Raw genomic sequence first — 15,509 nt, 5'->3', positions numbered from 1 at the left:
CTCCTGTCCCCGCGGGCCCGGGCGACGGCACGTCGGGATCGCCGGCCGCCGCCTCGGAGACTTCCCGGGCGAGCACCGTGACGGGTGCGCCCGGCAACTCGGGCAATGCTCCCCGGCGCGGTCCGGACGCGGAAGGCAAGGGGCCGAAGTGACGCGGCACGCTGCGCGCCGTGACCCGCGCGCCCACTGGGTGCTGCTGACCCTCACCCTGGCGGTGCTGGCCACGGCTCTGGTCTTCAGCGGCTACGGACGGCACGAGATAGCCCCGACCGCCGCCCCGTCGGGCCCGTGCGCGGCCACGGCGGACACCGCGTTCTCGGGCGGGCCGGTGCTGAGGAAGGATCCGGCGTCCAGCGGTGTGGCCGCGGCCCGGATGCCCGCCGGCACCGTCGCACTCACCTACGACGGTGGTCCCGACCCCGCCTGGACTCCGGCCCTGCTCGACGTGCTCGCGCGGGCCGGCGCGAAGGCGACGTTCTTTCTCACCGGCACCCAGGCCGCCGCCCACCCCGACCTGGTGCGCAGGATCAAGGGCGACGGTCACGAGATCGGATCGCACACCTATACGGACGCCAATCTCGCCGGGCTGTCCGGGCCCCGCACCCGGCTCGAACTCGCCCTCACGCAGAACGTCCTCGCCGGGACCGCGGGCATCGGTACCCACCTCCTGCGGTTGCCGCACACCGCTGGGCCCGCCACGCTCTGCGGAGCCATGGGCGCGGCGGCGTACCGCGCCCTCGACGACGGCTATGTCGTGGTCACCGCTGATCCCCCGGGACGGACCTCCGGCCAGGGGGCGGTACGCAGGCTCACGGGCTCGCCGGCGGCCGTCGGGGAGACCGAGCGGCTGCTGGCCGCCGGTGGCGGCGAGGTCCGGTTCACCACCGTCGGCCGCGGGCTCGGGCTGACGGGCACCACGTACGGCGTGTCCACCGCGGCGGAGTGGAGGGGGGCCGCGGTCGTCCGTGCCCAGCAGGGGTCCCGGGCCTTCGCCGACGCCATGACCTGGTTCCTGGTCGTCGCCGGTGTGATCACCGCCGTTCGCCTCGTGATGCTCTTCACCGTGGCGAGGGTCCATGTGAAGCGCCGCGTCCGCGCCGGGCGTCCGCGCCGGTCCCGCCGTCGCGGCGGGCCCCTGGTGCCCCCCGTCACCGATCCGGTCTCGGTGATCGTCCCGGCGTACAACGAGGAGGCGGGTATCGAGGCGACCGTGCGTTCGCTGCTCGCGTCCTCCCACGGTGCCGTCCAGGTCATCGTCGTCGACGACGGCTCGACCGACCGGACCTTCCGGATCGCCGACTCCATCGAGGACCGCCGTGTGATGGTGATCCGCCAGCCGAACGCGGGCAAGGCCGCCGCGCTCAACGCGGGTCTGGCCTGGGCCCACTTCGACATCATCGTGATGATCGACGGCGACACCGTCTTCGAGCCCGACGCGATCGGCAACCTGATCCAGCCGCTCGCGGACCCGCGAGTGGGCGCGGTGAGCGGCAACACCAAGGTCGGCAACCGGCAGGGTGTCCTCGGCCGCTGGCAGCACCTCGAGTACGTCATCGGCTTCAATCTCGACCGCCGGATGTTCGACGTCCTGGAGTGCATGCCGACCGTCCCCGGGGCCATCGGTGCGTTCCGCCGTGAGGCGCTGCTGGGCGTGGGGGGCGTCAGCGACGACACCCTCGCGGAGGACACCGACCTCACCATGGCCCTGTGCCGGGCGGGCTGGCGGGTCGTCTACGAGGAGTCCGCCGTTGCCTGGACGGAGGCCCCGGCGACGGTGCGCCAGCTCTGGAAGCAGCGCTACCGCTGGTGCTACGGCACTCTCCAGGCCATGTGGAAGCACCGCGGTGCCGTGGTGGGGCGCGGAGCCGCCGGAAAGCTGGGGCGCCGCGGCCTCCTCTACCTCCTGCTCTTCCAGACGGTCCTGCCCCTGCTCGCCCCGCTCGTGGACGTGCTCGCGCTGTACGGTCTGCTGTTCCAGGGAGCCGGGCAGGCGGCGGCGATCTGGCTCGCGTTCACCGCGGTTCAGGTGCTCGGCGCGATGTACGCGCTGAGGTTGGACCGCGAGCGGTTCGAGCCCCTGTGGAGCCTGCCGCTCCAGATCTTCGTCTACCGCCAGCTGATGTACCTGGTGGTCGTCCAGTCGGTGGTCACGGCCCTCATGGGCAACCGGCTCCGGTGGCAGCGGATGGACCGGACCGGCTCGGCAGCGGACGAGCTGTCGGACCGTCGCACCGCGGCGGTCTGAACCCGCAGGCGCGCACGCGCGCGGTGATCCGGACCCGGAGGCATGCGCACGCTGCACGTCCGCCTGAGCGCCCTGATGCGCGGCCGCGCTCCGTGGCTCGCCACCCGAGCGAGCAAATAGCTCACTTGTTCGGTTTCCCGGGTACTCTGGAGCCATGCCGTCAGTCCACCTCCAGGGTTCGCTCTTCGACCAGACCGACGAGATCCGCCTCGGCCCGCTGACGGACGTCCGCCGCACGGTGCTCGGCCAGGGCGCCTGGCTCGACGTCCTGCCCGGCTGGCTGAGCGGTGCCGACGCGCTGTTCCGGGAACTGGCGGACGGCGTCCCCTGGCGCGCGGAGCGGCGGCGGATGTACGAGCGCGAGGTCGACGTCCCCCGGCTGCTCGCGTACTACCGCGAGGGCGAGGCGCTGCCCCACCCCGCCCTGGCCGAGGCCCGCGACGCGCTCGGCGCGCACTACGCGACCGAACTCGGCGAGCCCTTCGTGACGGCCGGGCTCTGCTACTACCGCGACGGCCACGACAGCGTCGCCTGGCACGGCGACCGCATCGGCCGGGGCTCCCGCGAGGACACGATGGTCGCCATCCTCTCCGTCGGCACCCCGCGCGACCTCGCGCTCCGGCCCAGGACCGGCCACGGCCCCACGGTCCGCAAGGCCCTCGGCCACGGCGACCTCGTCGTCATGGGCGGCTCCTGCCAGCGGACGTGGGAACACGCCGTACCCAAGACCGGCCGGGCGGTGGGCGCCAGGATCAGCGTCCAGTTCCGGCCGCGCGGGGTGAACTGAGGGCCGAGCCGTCGTGGCCCCGCGCAGCCGGTCCGTCTCCCGTGTCCTGGCCGGCTCCGGTCGCATGGTGCCCGTGCCGCTGCGGCTCGCCGGGTGCGCGACGTACCAGGGGCCGGTCGCATCGAGCGACCGGCCCCTGCCGTGTCCTCTGCCGCCACCCGTCGTCCGGCTGAGCCGCTCCCGGGGCTCCGTCGGACGGGCGTGTCCGAAATCGAGGGAGCGGGACACCCGCCGGCCCGGCGGGCAGACCTCGGCCCGCCGGCGTCACCCGCCCCCGGTGGGCCGCAGCCGGCAGCGCGCCGGGCCCTTCGGGCGCAGGGTGATCGCCGCGTCGACCGGGACCCGCTCGTCCACCGCCTCCAGTTCGTACCCGCGCAGGATCATGGCGAGCGCGAGCACGGACTCCAGCATCGAGAAGTGCTGGCCGATGCAGGCCCGCGGCCCTCCGCCGAACGGGAACCAGGCGTAGCGCGGACGGTCCTTGTCCGCGCCCGGGGCGAACCGCTCCGGGTCGAAGCGGTCCGGGTCCTCCCAGTAGCGGGGGTGCCGGTGCGTCACCCACGGCGCCACGACCACGTCCGCACCGGCCGGGATCGTGTGCCCGCCGACGACCGCGTCCGCGACCGCGCGGCGGCCGATGACCGGAGCGGCCGGGTAGAGCCGCATCGCCTCCTTCAGCACCTGCGTGAGGTACGGCAGCGCGTCGAGGTCGTACGCCTCGGGCGTACGGTTCCCCAGGATGCGCACGGCCTCGGCACGGGCACGGGACTGCTGCTCCGGGTGTCGGGCGAGCAGATGGAGCGCGAACGCCAGCGAGGTGGCCGTCGTCTCGTGCCCGGCGAGCAGGAAGATCAGCACCTGGTCCCGGATCTCGGAGGCGTCCAGGGCCCCGTCCTCGGAGCTCTCCGCCCGGGCGAGCAGGGTCAGCAGGTCGTCGCCCTTCGCCGCGTCCCCCTCCGCGCGGCGCTCCTCGATGATCCGGTCGCACACCCCGTACAGCTCCTCCGTCGCGGACGCGGCCCGGCGGTTGTCCGGAGTGGGCCAGCTGCGCGGCGGGTTGACGGGGGAGTACCCGCGCCGGAGCGTGTAGTCGCCGATGACCGGGAAGCAGCGCTCGACGACGGGGACCGCCGCCTCGACGTCCGTGCCGAACAGGATGCGCGCCACCGCCCGCAGCGCCAGCCGCGTCATCTCGTCGACGACGTCGACCGTGCCGCCCGGGGCCGAGGCCCAGCGGTCGAGGAGCCCGGCGGTCTCCTCGGTGACGGCGGAGGCGTAGCCGTCCACGCGGCGGCGGGTGAACAGCGGCTGCATGAGCCGCCGCTGCCGCAGGTAGTCGTCGTCCTGGCTGGTCAGCAGCCCGTTGCCGAAGGACTCCCGGACCTCCTGGTAGAAGGCGTTGTCCTTGCGGAAGTTGGCCGAGTCGGTCGCCAGCACCTGCTGGGCGCCCTCCGCCGAGAACACCGCGTACAGCTCCATCCGCAGCCCCGGGGGCCCGGCGGTGAAGCGGACGACGTCGCCGTGCGCCCGGCGGGCGGCGAGGTACGTGCCGAGGGAGTCCCGCTTGAGGTCGAACATCGACCCTAATAAGGGCATACCGGCCGGGCCGGGCACACGCGCGCTCGTCGTCATGCGGAGACACCGCCGAGGAAGCGCGTCCACGCGGCACCGGCGACGGCGAAGCGCGGGCCGTCCTCGCCGAGCTTGGAGTCACGGACGTGGACGCTGTGGGGGCAGGCGGCCATCTCGACGCAGGCGCCGCCCTGGCTGTCGCTGTGACTGGACTTGCGCCAATCGAGGGCGACTTCGACGCAGGCGCCGCCCTCGCTGTCGCTGTAGCTGGATTTGAACCACGTGAGTGTGTCGCTCATAGTTCGTCGGCCACCTTTCTGATGAACTCGGCTGAGTCCTCGACACAGAGGGCGTGCCTGCGGATCATGTCATGGCGCTGGGACAGCTCACTGATCTTGGCGGGTTCGGCGTGGAGTGCACTGGTCGTCTGTACCTCGGAGTAGGCATAGTGCTCGTGCTCGGGAGTCTCCAGCAGGAGCAACGAGCCCGCCAGTGCCAGGCCGCTGCATCGGCCCATGGGCAGCGCCTGGACGGAGACGTTCCGCCGTTCGGCTGCTTCGAGCAGTCGTTGGAGCTGGCGTTTCATCGACTCACGGCCGCCCACCATGCTGCGCATGGCCGCCTCGTGCAGCACAAAACTGAACAGGGCGCTCGACCTGCGCGTCAGCGCCTCCTGCCGCCGCAACCTGGCCCCCACCCGCTCCTCCACGGTCTCCTCGTCCAGCGGCGGGCAGCTCTCGCTGATGAGAGCACGTGCGTACTCCTCGGTCTGGAGCAGCCCGGGGGTCAGCAGGGGCTCGTACCAGTGGAGCGCGATCGCCTCGGCCTCGATCGCCATGTACTCCTGAGATCGCGCCGGAAACGGCTCCGGCTTCAGGAACTCCAGCGCCGCCAGCAGCTTCCCCTGCGCCCCGCACATCTGGTCCGCGACCTGGAGCAGCCTGGCGCTCGGCTTGCGGCGGCCCTGCTCCATCGACTTGACCGTCTCGTACTCGTACTCGTAGTTGGCCTCCTTGCCGAGCTCCTCGCGGCTGACGCCCGCCTCCGTCCGCCACAGTTTGATCTGGTTGCCGCAGTACCGCCAGGTCTCCGTCATGGTTGGTCGCCCTCCCCGTCCCAGGTGTACGCGTCGGGTGCAACCACCGTGCGTACCCATGTCGTTACTTCATCAGGCCCTGGCGGCGCCAGCAGCGTATGAGCCATGAATCAGCACATCGAGTGGCGGCTGCCCCGCAGCCCGCGCAGCGCGGGCCGGGCCCGCGCGTTCCTGGCCGAGCAGTCGCGGGAGTGGAAGCTCCCCGACGACCTGACCGACACGGCCGTGCTGCTGCTCAGTGAGCTGGTGACCAACGCCTGCCGGCACGCCCGCGTCCCACCGGGACGTGAGGTGCGGGCCCGGTGCGTGCTGGGCGGCGACGGCGTGCTGCGGGTCGAGGTTTCGGACGCGAACGATGTGCTGCCGTGCCCGCGTGCCGCCGGGCCGGACGACGAGTCGGGGCGCGGACTCGCGCTGGTCGCCGCGCTCGCGGACGCCTGGGGTGCCCACCCGCGGGAGTGCGGCATCGGGAAGACGGTGTGGTTCGAGATCGGCGACGGCGTGCGGGCGCGTTCCGGGTGTGCTGATCTGGAGGGAGTGGACGACGCGCGTCACGACCCGGGCCTGCCTCTCGGCGGGCCCTGGCCCGCCGCCACGGTTCCCGCAGCCGTGGACGACGGGCCGTGACAAGGAGGAGCCATGTCCGACCCGGCGAAGCGTTCCCGGCACCTGAGCGGCATGCGCGACGAGCGCTACGGCGAGGTCGTACTGATCTCGCCGGACGGGAACGGCGGCCTCAAGGGCGCCGTCTACAACACCTACGGCCTCAACGACTGCCCCCTCGACAAGTGGAACGCGCTGGACGCCGGAGCCCTGGCGGCGCAGTTCGGCGTCCCGGCCGTCATCCTGAACGGCCCCCGGTTCTGGACGATCGACGAGGTCACCACGTACAACTGGGGCGACGTCGAGAAGTTCGACGGCCTTCAGGCCCGCTGGGCCGCCGATGTCCGTATCCCGCCGGAAGTCGACGTCTCCGCCGGTGCGGGCAAGAAGCACTACGTGACCACCACCGTGGACCGGGACACCGAGTACGTGCTCAAGGCCGGCAGGCCCGTGTACGCGCTCGAGGACTCCGACGGCCGGACGTTCGTGCTGCAGGCGTACTCCCACACCGTGGACCCGGGCCAGACGATGGACTCCCTTGCCTCCCTCGGCGAGCGGTTGCGGCTGCCGGACGGCTGGCGGTTCCGCACCCACACGCCGGACGAGGACATGCACGTGCGGACGGCGGACAAGAAGGCCACCGTCGTGCAGGACGAGCTGGAGAACACGTACATGCTCCACGCCCGCTGAGCGGCCGCGCGAACGGCACGTGAGCGGTCGGCCGAACCTGCGGAAGGGCGCTGTAGGCTCGGCAGTCCTTGCGACCCGGCTGCGTGACCCGGCTGCGACCCGGCGCCGGCCGGCAGACCTGGTGGGGACGGACCTGCTGCTCATGTGGATGCGGAGTGCGGTCGGCGCGCGCCGGCTGGGAACGGCCGGGGCGCTGGCCGTGGCGGCCGGGGGCACGGTCGCCGGAGCCCTTCCGGTGCGCGAGCCGTGGGGGCTGTGGGGTACGTACGGATCCGCGGTGACCACGGCGGGCGCCGTCCTCGCGTACGCCGGGCTGACGCTGCTGGTGCTGGCCTGGTGGGCGTACGGCAGGCTGCTCGACGGCGACGGCGACGGCGACAGGAACGGCAGCAGGGACGGCGACGGCGACAGGAACGGCGGCAAGGGGCCCGGTGTCCGGCACGCCCTCGTCACCCTCGGCTGGTGGGCCGCGCCGTTCGTCCTCGCGCCACCGCTCCACAGTGCCGACGTCTACAGCTACATCGCGCAGGGAGCGATGGTCCTCGAGGGCCACGACGTGTACGCGCACGGGCCGTCGGCGCTCGGCCCGGACTCGCTCGGCGCCGACGCGGCGGCGAGCGTCGGAGGTCACTGGACGGACACCCCGGCGCCGTACGGTCCGGTGTTCCTGCTGCTGGCGAAGGCCGTGGTGTGGGGCACGGGCGGCACCGTCGTGCCGGCCGTGCTCGGGATGCGGTTGGTCGCCGTCGCCGCGCTCCTCCTCATCGTGTGGGCGTTGCGCGGTCTGGCCGTCGAGTGCGGGGCGGACGAGCGCCGGGCGCTGTGGCTGGCCGTCCTCAACCCGCTCCTGCTGCTGCACGTCGTCGGCGGCGCGCACAACGACGGCCTGATGATCGGTCTCATGCTGACCGGGGTCCTGCTGGCGCTGCGCGGGAGGCCGCTGACGGGCAGTGCGGTCGTCGCCCTCGCCGTGATGATCAAGTCCCCGGCGGCGCTCGCACTGCTCTTCATCGGGCTGATCGTGGTGCGCCGGGGCGAAGGGCCTCTGGTGCGGCGCGTGGTGAAGGCCATGCCCGGCCCCGGGCTGGTGGCCGCCGCCGTCGTGGCCGCCGCCTCGCTGCTCGGCGGCACCGGCTTCGGCTGGCTGCGGACGCAGAGCGTCGCCGGGACCATACACACGCCCCTGTCGCTCACCAGTGACCTGGGCCAGGGCGCGGGCCTCGCCGCGCGGGCCCTCGCGGGTGCCGAACTCGGCGCCGTGAAGGGCGCGGTGCAGACGATCGGCCTCGCCGCCGCGCTCGCGGTGATCGCCTTCCTCGCCTTCCGGACGGTGCTCCCGTGGCGCGGCCGCCGGCCCCTCGATCCCGTGTACGGCCTGGGGCTGTCGCTGCTGGCGCTGGTGGCGCTCTCACCGATGGTGCAGCCGTGGTACCTGCTGTGGGGTACGGCGGCCGTCGCCGCGACGGTACCCGTTCGGGAGTCCCCGGTCGTCCGGGTGCTGATGGTGCTGTCCGCCGGGCTGGTGTACGAGACGGCCCCCTCGGGGCACACCCCGCCGTACGGTTTCGTGCTGGGGGCGCTGGCCTGCGCGGTGGCGCTCGTCGCCCTGCGCCGACGCCCCGCGAGTCCGGCGCTCACCGGCCCCGGCGGGGCGATCGTCCCGCCAGGGGGTCCGTCCGTTTCCCGTCCTCGATGAACCAAGGTGCCGTCGATCAGGGCGTGGACACGGGGGCGCCCTGCCGGTGATGCCGCTGTGGCGTGCGCCCGCCCGTCTTCACCCGACCTTGCGCAGGTCGCCGTCGTCGAAGACCGCCACCAGCATCAGGCTGCCTCCGAGCGCCTGGATGTAGCGCGCCATGATGTCGGTCCCCGACACCTGTCCGCTCTCGATCTGCGACACGCGTCCCTTGCTCACGCCCATGCGCTCGGCGACCTGCGCCTGGGTGTAGCCGCGCTCCTCCCGCATCTCGGTGAGCCGCCATGCGCGGGCCTCCGCCAGCAGCCGCTCGGCCCCTCGTGCGAAGGCGTCGTGGCCGCCCGCGAGCTCTTCGGCCCGCTCGCGGTGTCCACTCGCTGACCACTTGATCCGTCCGGTCACCGTTCCAGCTCCTCCGTGCGGGCGGTTACCTACTCCGCGTACAGGCGTTCTGCCAAGGGGATCGTCCTGGCGTACCAGGCGTTCCAGTCACCTGCCTTGTCGCCCGCGACCAGCAGGACCGACGAGCGCCAGGGATCGAACATGAACAGGATGCGGACTTCGCTGCGACCCGCCGAGCCGGGGCGCAGCTCCTTGAGATTGTGCAGAACGGATCCCTTGACCCGGTCCACCAGCGGCCGCCCTTCGGCGGGCCCGTTGCAAGCGACAATCCAGATGGCTTGGTTGACCTGCACGTACGACGTGGGATCCGACTTCTCCAGGTCGTTGAGCCATTGATCCACCTCGCTCGTCAGACAGACGTCCCAGTGCTCCGCCACGTATGTGCCCGCCTCTCGCCGAGTTTAGCGAAAGCTAAACCCGCCGAGGCGGTGCAGGGCGTCGAATCCGCGCGGCGTTCACCCGATCGGTGCCGTCCGGCCGCGGCACCACCGTCGGTCCCGGCGCACCGGTCCCGGCGACCGGCCGCCGGCAGGGCGTCCCCGGACCAGGTGGCCCCGCCGAGCGGCGCCCTGCCCCATCGGCGCCGGCGGCCACGCGTATCCTCGGGGCATCCGCGCGCTGCCCGCTTCTCGCTGACGCAGGGCCCTTGAGGCGATTGATCCCGCAATCCACCGCGTGGCGAGAGCTTCTTGAGGTTGCGGACCTGGTCAGCCCTCTCCGGGGTGGTGCGGCCGATGCCGGGTCTTCGCAGGTAGGCGTCCCGCGGGAGCCGTACGCCTTGTCAGCGCAGACCTACTTGCCTTCCTGTCCGGCGGCACCTACCGCGCCGCCCCGAACCAGGTCGTCTGCAGATGGTTCTGGTGACAGACTGGGCTCATGCCGAGAAAGCGAGCGCCCGACAAGAGTTTCGCCGAGGTGATGGCCTCCTTGGAACCCATGGAGGGGTCTGATCCGGACACCGGTCAGCTCTCCCCTGCGAGCGCGGGTGAACTCGTGGACCAGCAGGGCTGTCTGTGGAGGAAGAACAGGGGGCCGCTGGACACTCGAGTGATCAGGCGACTGGTGAGCGGCGCGGACGAGCTGATCGTTGGGGAGGGCGCCGGAGAGGTGCTGAGGCCCGTGCCAACCGACGGACGCGAGGAGGTATGGACCCTGATCAAGGACGAGCTGAACACATCCGAGTCGGGGAGGTACCAGGCGTTCGACTTTCGCTCCGAGGACGGCCGTGTCCTGCTGTACATCGAGGAATTCTGCTGACGCCGTGGTGACGGCATGAGTTGGGGCGGTCAGCAGATGCTGACCGCCCCGAGGTTCATGTCACCGCTCTCGCTTCATGGCCGCGGGCTTCACCAGCGGTAGTGATTGGTGCGAAAGATCCGTCCGAATCGGTTGATGAAGTCGACGTGCACGTGGTTACCGGAGCTGCACGGGCCTCGGTATCGGCAGCGGCCTCCGGTTCGCGCGACCTGCTTGGCGTGGCGGACCGCAGCGGCCTTGCTGCTGAACCGGGTGGGGTGCCACCAGTTCAGTACGTTGCGCTTCTTGGGGATGTACCGGGCGCAGTTGTGGACCAGCGCCGATCGCCCATCGGTGACCACGAAGTAGGTGTGGCTGCCTGCGACGGTCAGGTTGAGGACGGTGCGGACCGCCTGCGTACGGCTGGTGGCCGTGACCTCTGGCGCGATTCCGCTCGGGTTCGACAGGCGGGAGCCCGGGCTCAGCTGGAACGCGTCGACCCAGCCGCGGCCCTGGACGAAGAAGGGATGGTTGGCGGTCGCAGTGATCTTCTTCGACCTGCCGTCTCCATCCGCGTCCACGGACAGGGTGACGAGATCCTTGGTGCCGTGACCGGTGATCACGTCGGAGACCGGGGAGATCGTGGTCTCACCGGTGTTCTCGTCCACCGCCTGGACCAGGTCTCCGATCTCCACCTGGCTGATCGGCTTGGTGCTGCCGTCGGCCATGACGACCGGCGTCTCGGGCAGGAAGGAGTTCCGGCGGCAGCTGCGGGCGATGGTGCGTGCGGCTCGCAGGGCGCGGTAGCCGCGGTAGGCGCGGTAGCCCCATGCTGCGGCACCGAGGCCGGGGATGAAGCCGGCCGCGGTGAGGGCGATGTCCCACTTGTTGCGCCAGGCCCAGCGCTTGGCCTTCTTGAAGAACTTCTTGAAGCCCCACTTGCCGTCGAGGTCGAAGCAGTTGACCGGGTCGGCCGAGCAGTACTCGTAGGCGTTGGAGTTGCCGCCCTGGACCGGGTCGACGGACAGGAAGCGGCCGGTGGCGGGGTTGTACTGGCGTACTCCCATGAGGGTGTAGCCGGCCACCGTCTCACTGGAGCGCTGCTTGCCGCCGAGCCAGCCATAGCGGACTGCCTGCTGGCCGCTGCGCGGGTTGCCGTACTCGTCGGTGTCCAGGACGATCGGAGCCTCGCCTGCATCGAGCGGCAGTTGCAGGGCGATGTCGCCGTGGACGTCGGTGAACTGCAACACGGTGTCACCGGTGGCGCTGGTGATCGCGCCGAGGTTCCCGGACAGGGAGTCCACGTTGCGGGTCAGGGCACCGGTGGCGGTGTTCTCGATGATCCAGCGGGGGTTGTCGGTGTCGCCGTCGTAGTGGTTGAGCTTGTTCTCGGTCGGCGACCAGGTGCCGCCGTTGTTGGTCTCCACGGTCCAGGAGCGGAAGCGCAGATTGGCGTCGAGCTGCCAGGTCTGCCGCTTGGTGGCGGAGGTCTGCTGGTGGGCGAGGTCGTTGGCGTAGTAGCCGACGCTCACCCCGCCGGGCAGGGCGGTGGTGCGGCCGAACGCGTCGTAGCCGTAACCGGTGTCGGTGAGGCGGTCGGCGCTGTCGAAGGTGGAGTTCTTGGCGGTGCCTCCGGTGGTCGGGCAGTCCAGACCGGGTGCCGCGGCGGCGGTGGTCAGGGACGTGCGGTTGGTGTGCTTGTCGAACCCGTAGGTCCGGCGGGTGCAGACCGTCTCCACGGTGTCGTCGACCTGAGTGAGGCGGCCGACGGCGTCGTAGCGGTAGGTCTGGTCGGACCAGCCGGCGTGGCTGGTGGTCTGGCCCTGGATGGATTCGGTGACGGCGTCGGACATGACGATGGTGCCGTCGCTGTCCCGGGTGTAGGTGCGGTTGACCGGAGCGCCGGTGGTGTCCTCGGTCTGGGCGAGGGTGTAGCCGCCGGGCAGTCTCTCCGTGGCGACCGAGCCGTCCGCGTCGTAGGTGGCGTGGAAGGCACCGGCGATGGAGTCCGTGGTGGTGGTGGCCAGGCCGCGCGGCTCGGCGGTCGTGTCGTAGGTGTAGGTGACGGTGGACGGGACGGTGTCGCTGATCTTGACCGGGCGGTCGAGCAGGTCGTACTCGGTCGTGGTCTTGCCGCCGTCGGCGTCGGTGTACGAGCTCAGCCGGCCGAGTGCGTCGTATGCCCGGGTGATGCTGCCGCCGGTGGGCGAAGTGGTCTTGGTCTCCTTGCCGGTGCCAGGGTCGTACGCGGTGGTGGTGTCGGGGACCGCCTGGCCGGTGCCACCGGTCACCTTGACGGTCGTCGGACGGCCCGCCGCGTCGTACGTCGTGGTTGTGGTCCGGGTGACGCCGTTCGCGGTTTCGATTCCCTTGGCCGCATTGCCCCACCAGTCGTACTCGGTGGTGGTTGTGGGCAGGGCGGTCGGATTGCCGCCTCCGCCGGTGATGGCGCCACCGGGTCCGACGGAGCAGACGAGGTCGGCCCACTCCGGACGGCCGGCGCAGGTGCCGGTGCCGGTCGCGGACCAGTAGGTGGTCACCACGGTGCCGGCGTCGGAGCCCGTGCTGCCCGTGTTCAGGGTCTTGACCACGCGTCCCTGGGCGTCGTACTCGGTCGTGGTGGTGATGGCCAGCCCGTAGGGGTCCTGGATGGACTTCGTCGGCAGGCCCTTGGCCCAGTCGTAGACCGTTTCGACAACGCGTGTCTCACCATGGACGGTCGGGTGCTCGCGCACCTGGGCCCCAGTGGTGACCTTGGTGACCTGGTCCTTGACCTTGGCGCTGCCGTCGGACGGGCGACCTGTGTCGTACTCGTTGACCGTCCAGTTGCGAGCGGTCACCGAAGTGCCGGCCGGGACCAGAGTGGTGGAGCCGGACTTCAGGTCGGCGGTTACGTCGATCCGCCGCAGCGGGCCGAACTCCTCCAACTCCCGGGTTCCGGTCTCGTTGTAGATGGAGGCGGTGGCCAGCAGGTTCGCGCGCTCGGCACTCGACAGTTGGGCGATGCCGAGGTCGGCCTGGACGGCCCGGTCGTCGGCGCTGACACCGAGGGCGACGGCCCGGTTGGCGGCGGACAGCTCGCGCACCGTGTTGCCGAAGCGGTCGTACTCGGTGGTGGTGATGTGCCCGCCTGGGGTCACCGTGTTGACCGAGCGCCCGGAGACACCCATGTAGGTGACATCGGCGCGGTTGTAGGAGGCAGCGGTCAGCTCGTCTCCGGAATGCGAGGACGGCACGGCGTCCGCGGGGAAGACCGCGGCCGCGTCGGTCGGCCCGTCCGTCTGGCCCCATGCCTTCACATCCGCGGCCCCCATCGTGTAGGGCGCTTTGGTGCCGGTCAGGGGCACGTCGTAGACGACCGAGGTGGACGCGGTACCTTCCTCGACATCCGTGGTGCCCTGCTTCAGGCCGGAGCGGGATGCCTTGAGCAGCATGCCGTCACCGGCGGTGGCGGCGTTGCCCGCGTTTCCGTAGGTGAACGTCCAGGGAAGTTCGCCGGGCGGAGCGAGCTTGGTGACACGGCCTGCCGTGTCGTACCAGTAGTCGGTGAACAGCGACGGGGTGATCTGCGGGTTCCAGGTGCGACGCAGTCGGCCGCTGTCGTCGTACTGGTACATCTGCAACGACTTCGAGGTCGCCGACGCGGCACCCGGTTCGGTGGACCACAGGCGGATCTCCTTCACCTGGCCGGTGACATCACCGAAGGTGGAACCGGTGGCGGTGGTGGAGGCCGCGTAGACGAACTCCAGTGCCCGGCAGCCCTTCGTCGTCGGCGTCGCGGTGCAGGTGGCGGCACTGGCGGCGGAGGTGGGAGCGATGACCCGCCTGGGGCGGGCCAGCTTCTTGCCGTCCACGGTCACGGTCTCGGAGACCACGGTGGTGGTGGAGTTCGTGAGGCCGTCCATCAGGGTGCTGGTGACCTGCCAGGTCGCCACCGCCGGGTCGGGCTTGGTGAACTCGGTGACCGTGCCCTCGGCGTCGGTGAGGGTGAAGGAGCCGGTGACGCTGCCCGTGAGGGTCAGGTCCTCCGAGCCGGGCTCGGGGATCCAGCCGGTCTTGCCCGCGTTGGCGGTGAAGTGGATCGCGTCGCCCTCGACGGTCACCACGTCGACCGCGGTGTCGGAGACCTTCTGGATGTGGCTGTAGTCGGACTCGGTCGCCTCCGCGACGGTGCCCGAGTTCCACTCCTTGCCGAAGATCGCCGCCTGGCCCTCCTGGCCGGCGCCCTTCTGCGGGTCGCGCGAGGACGCGGTGCGGGAGACCGACAGGCCCAGGGCGGAGACGTCGGTGGACGAGAGGGTGTAGTCACCGGTCAGGAGGTTCACCGATCCAGGACCCACCTCGTCGGTGGCGGCGCCGGAGGCGTTGCGGTCGACGATGACGGTGAGCGGCTGGGTCGCGCCGGTGGCGGAGTTGGGTCCGGCGAAGTCGGCCTTGATCTGGACGGTGCCGTCCGGGTCCACGGTGTCGGTGGTGTTCCAGACCAGGGGGGCGTTCTTGCCGCCGGTCATCGGCACCGGCCACGAGGTCAGCGGGGTGCCGCCGGAGGTGACGTCACCCGCCGGGATCTGCACCCAGGGGTCGGCCTCGGAGCGGCGCCAGGAGAACGACACCTTGTCGTACTTGCTGCCGTCGGTTTCGGCGATCAGTGGCAGCCGGCGGGCGGTGCGCTCGCCCTCACTGGGCTGGATGAAGCCGCCGGGGCCGGCGTGGAAGGTGTAGTCGACGGCCTCGGACTTGTTGTCGGCCTTGTCGACCTGCCGCACCTGAAGGGTGTGGGTGCCGTCCTTTGGCGGGGTGATGCTGATGGCCTTGGCGGCAGTGGCGCCGCTGGTGACGACCTTGGTCCAGGCGACGCCGTCCAGCGACCACTCCAGCCAGTTGTGGTCCGTGCCGTTGGGTGTGACGGTGAACGTGCCCGCCTGGCCCGCGCCCTTGACCCATGCGGTGGACGGGTAGTCCGTCGACGTGATCGTGGTCGGGGCGGACGGCGCGGTGGTGTCGACGCGGAAGGTCTTCCAGGCCGACCAGCCGAGGTTGTAGTGCGCTCCGTCGTAGGGGGAGGTGCGGAACTTGTAGGTCTTGCCGTTGGTCAGCACACCGGCGGGTACGGTCACCGAGGCGACCTGGCCGGAGGGGACGTACGGGGAGACCAGGTAGTTGCCGACCTGGGTGTCGGTGG

Annotated in this window: 12 protein-coding genes; 6 read left to right on the top strand and 6 right to left on the bottom strand. The window is 71.2% G+C overall.

Going from position 1 to position 15,509, the window contains the following annotated elements; translation table 11 throughout:
- Positions 1–148 precede the first annotated feature (148 nt).
- Entirely contained in the window at positions 149–2,245 is a 2,097-nt protein-coding gene (locus QMZ92_RS26030; protein ID WP_283299924.1) for a bifunctional polysaccharide deacetylase/glycosyltransferase family 2 protein, read from the top strand.
- 154 nt (positions 2,246–2,399) lie between these two features.
- Complete coding sequence (locus tag QMZ92_RS26025) at positions 2,400–3,032, top strand: alpha-ketoglutarate-dependent dioxygenase AlkB (RefSeq protein WP_283299923.1); 633 nt, start codon at positions 2,400–2,402, stop codon at positions 3,030–3,032.
- Between the two features lie 264 nt (positions 3,033–3,296).
- Here the strand turns inward: QMZ92_RS26025 and QMZ92_RS26020 are convergent, their stop codons facing one another.
- Genes QMZ92_RS26020 through QMZ92_RS26010 form a run of 3 tightly spaced genes read right to left on the bottom strand, consistent with a single transcriptional unit; the run spans position 3,297 to position 5,700 of the window.
- Positions 3,297–4,664: a cytochrome P450 gene (locus QMZ92_RS26020; RefSeq protein ID WP_283299921.1), complete on the bottom strand. Its 1,368-nt coding sequence runs from the start codon at positions 4,662–4,664 to the stop codon at positions 3,297–3,299.
- Positions 4,661–4,903: a DUF397 domain-containing protein gene (locus tag QMZ92_RS26015; protein WP_283299920.1), complete on the bottom strand. Its 243-nt coding sequence runs from the start codon at positions 4,901–4,903 to the stop codon at positions 4,661–4,663. Before QMZ92_RS26015 ends, QMZ92_RS26020 begins: the two co-directional genes overlap by 4 nt.
- Positions 4,900–5,700, bottom strand: coding sequence for a helix-turn-helix domain-containing protein (locus QMZ92_RS26010; RefSeq protein ID WP_283299918.1), 801 nt, complete (start codon positions 5,698–5,700; stop codon positions 4,900–4,902). The genes QMZ92_RS26015 and QMZ92_RS26010 overlap by 4 nt, the downstream gene beginning before the upstream one ends.
- A 105-nt stretch (positions 5,701–5,805) precedes the next feature.
- Here QMZ92_RS26010 and QMZ92_RS26005 point away from each other — a divergent pair, with 105 nt between their 5' ends.
- From QMZ92_RS26005 to mptB, 3 genes are all read left to right on the top strand, one after another.
- Positions 5,806–6,327, top strand: a complete 522-nt coding sequence (locus QMZ92_RS26005; RefSeq protein WP_283299917.1) for an ATP-binding protein — start codon at positions 5,806–5,808, stop codon at positions 6,325–6,327.
- A 12-nt stretch (positions 6,328–6,339) separates the two neighbouring features.
- The gene (locus QMZ92_RS26000; protein WP_283299916.1) at positions 6,340–6,993 is read left to right on the top strand and encodes a hypothetical protein; all 654 of its coding nucleotides are present in this window, start codon (positions 6,340–6,342) and stop codon (positions 6,991–6,993) included.
- Positions 6,994–7,135: 142 nt separating this feature from the next.
- Positions 7,136–8,689: a polyprenol phosphomannose-dependent alpha 1,6 mannosyltransferase MptB gene (mptB, locus tag QMZ92_RS25995; protein WP_283300021.1), complete on the top strand. Its 1,554-nt coding sequence runs from the start codon at positions 7,136–7,138 to the stop codon at positions 8,687–8,689.
- Positions 8,690–8,767: 78 nt separating this feature from the next.
- On the opposite strand, the gene QMZ92_RS25990 is transcribed toward mptB, so the two are convergent.
- Positions 8,768–9,091 (bottom strand): helix-turn-helix domain-containing protein, encoded by a 324-nt coding sequence (locus QMZ92_RS25990; RefSeq protein ID WP_138053449.1) that lies wholly within the window; start codon positions 9,089–9,091, stop codon positions 8,768–8,770.
- Positions 9,092–9,120: 29 nt separating this feature from the next.
- The gene (locus QMZ92_RS25985; protein ID WP_283299915.1) at positions 9,121–9,468 is read right to left on the bottom strand and encodes a type II toxin-antitoxin system RelE/ParE family toxin; all 348 of its coding nucleotides are present in this window, start codon (positions 9,466–9,468) and stop codon (positions 9,121–9,123) included.
- Positions 9,469–9,967: 499 nt separating this feature from the next.
- Between QMZ92_RS25985 and QMZ92_RS25980 the strand changes: the two genes are divergently transcribed.
- A complete protein-coding gene (locus tag QMZ92_RS25980; RefSeq protein WP_283299914.1) occupies positions 9,968–10,348 on the top strand; it encodes a hypothetical protein in 381 nt (126 codons plus the stop codon).
- An 89-nt stretch (positions 10,349–10,437) separates the two neighbouring features.
- Here the strand turns inward: QMZ92_RS25980 and QMZ92_RS25975 are convergent.
- A partial coding sequence (locus tag QMZ92_RS25975; RefSeq protein WP_283299913.1) for an RHS repeat protein occupies positions 10,438–15,509 on the bottom strand: 5,072 nt, incomplete at its 5' end.

Origin of the sequence: Streptomyces sp. HNM0645 (genome assembly GCF_030056615.1) — a bacterium.
GTDB lineage: Bacteria > Actinomycetota > Actinomycetes > Streptomycetales > Streptomycetaceae > Streptomyces > Streptomyces marianii.
Note: the sequence above shows the minus strand (reverse complement) of the source record. Positions and strands in the feature narration are given on the sequence as shown.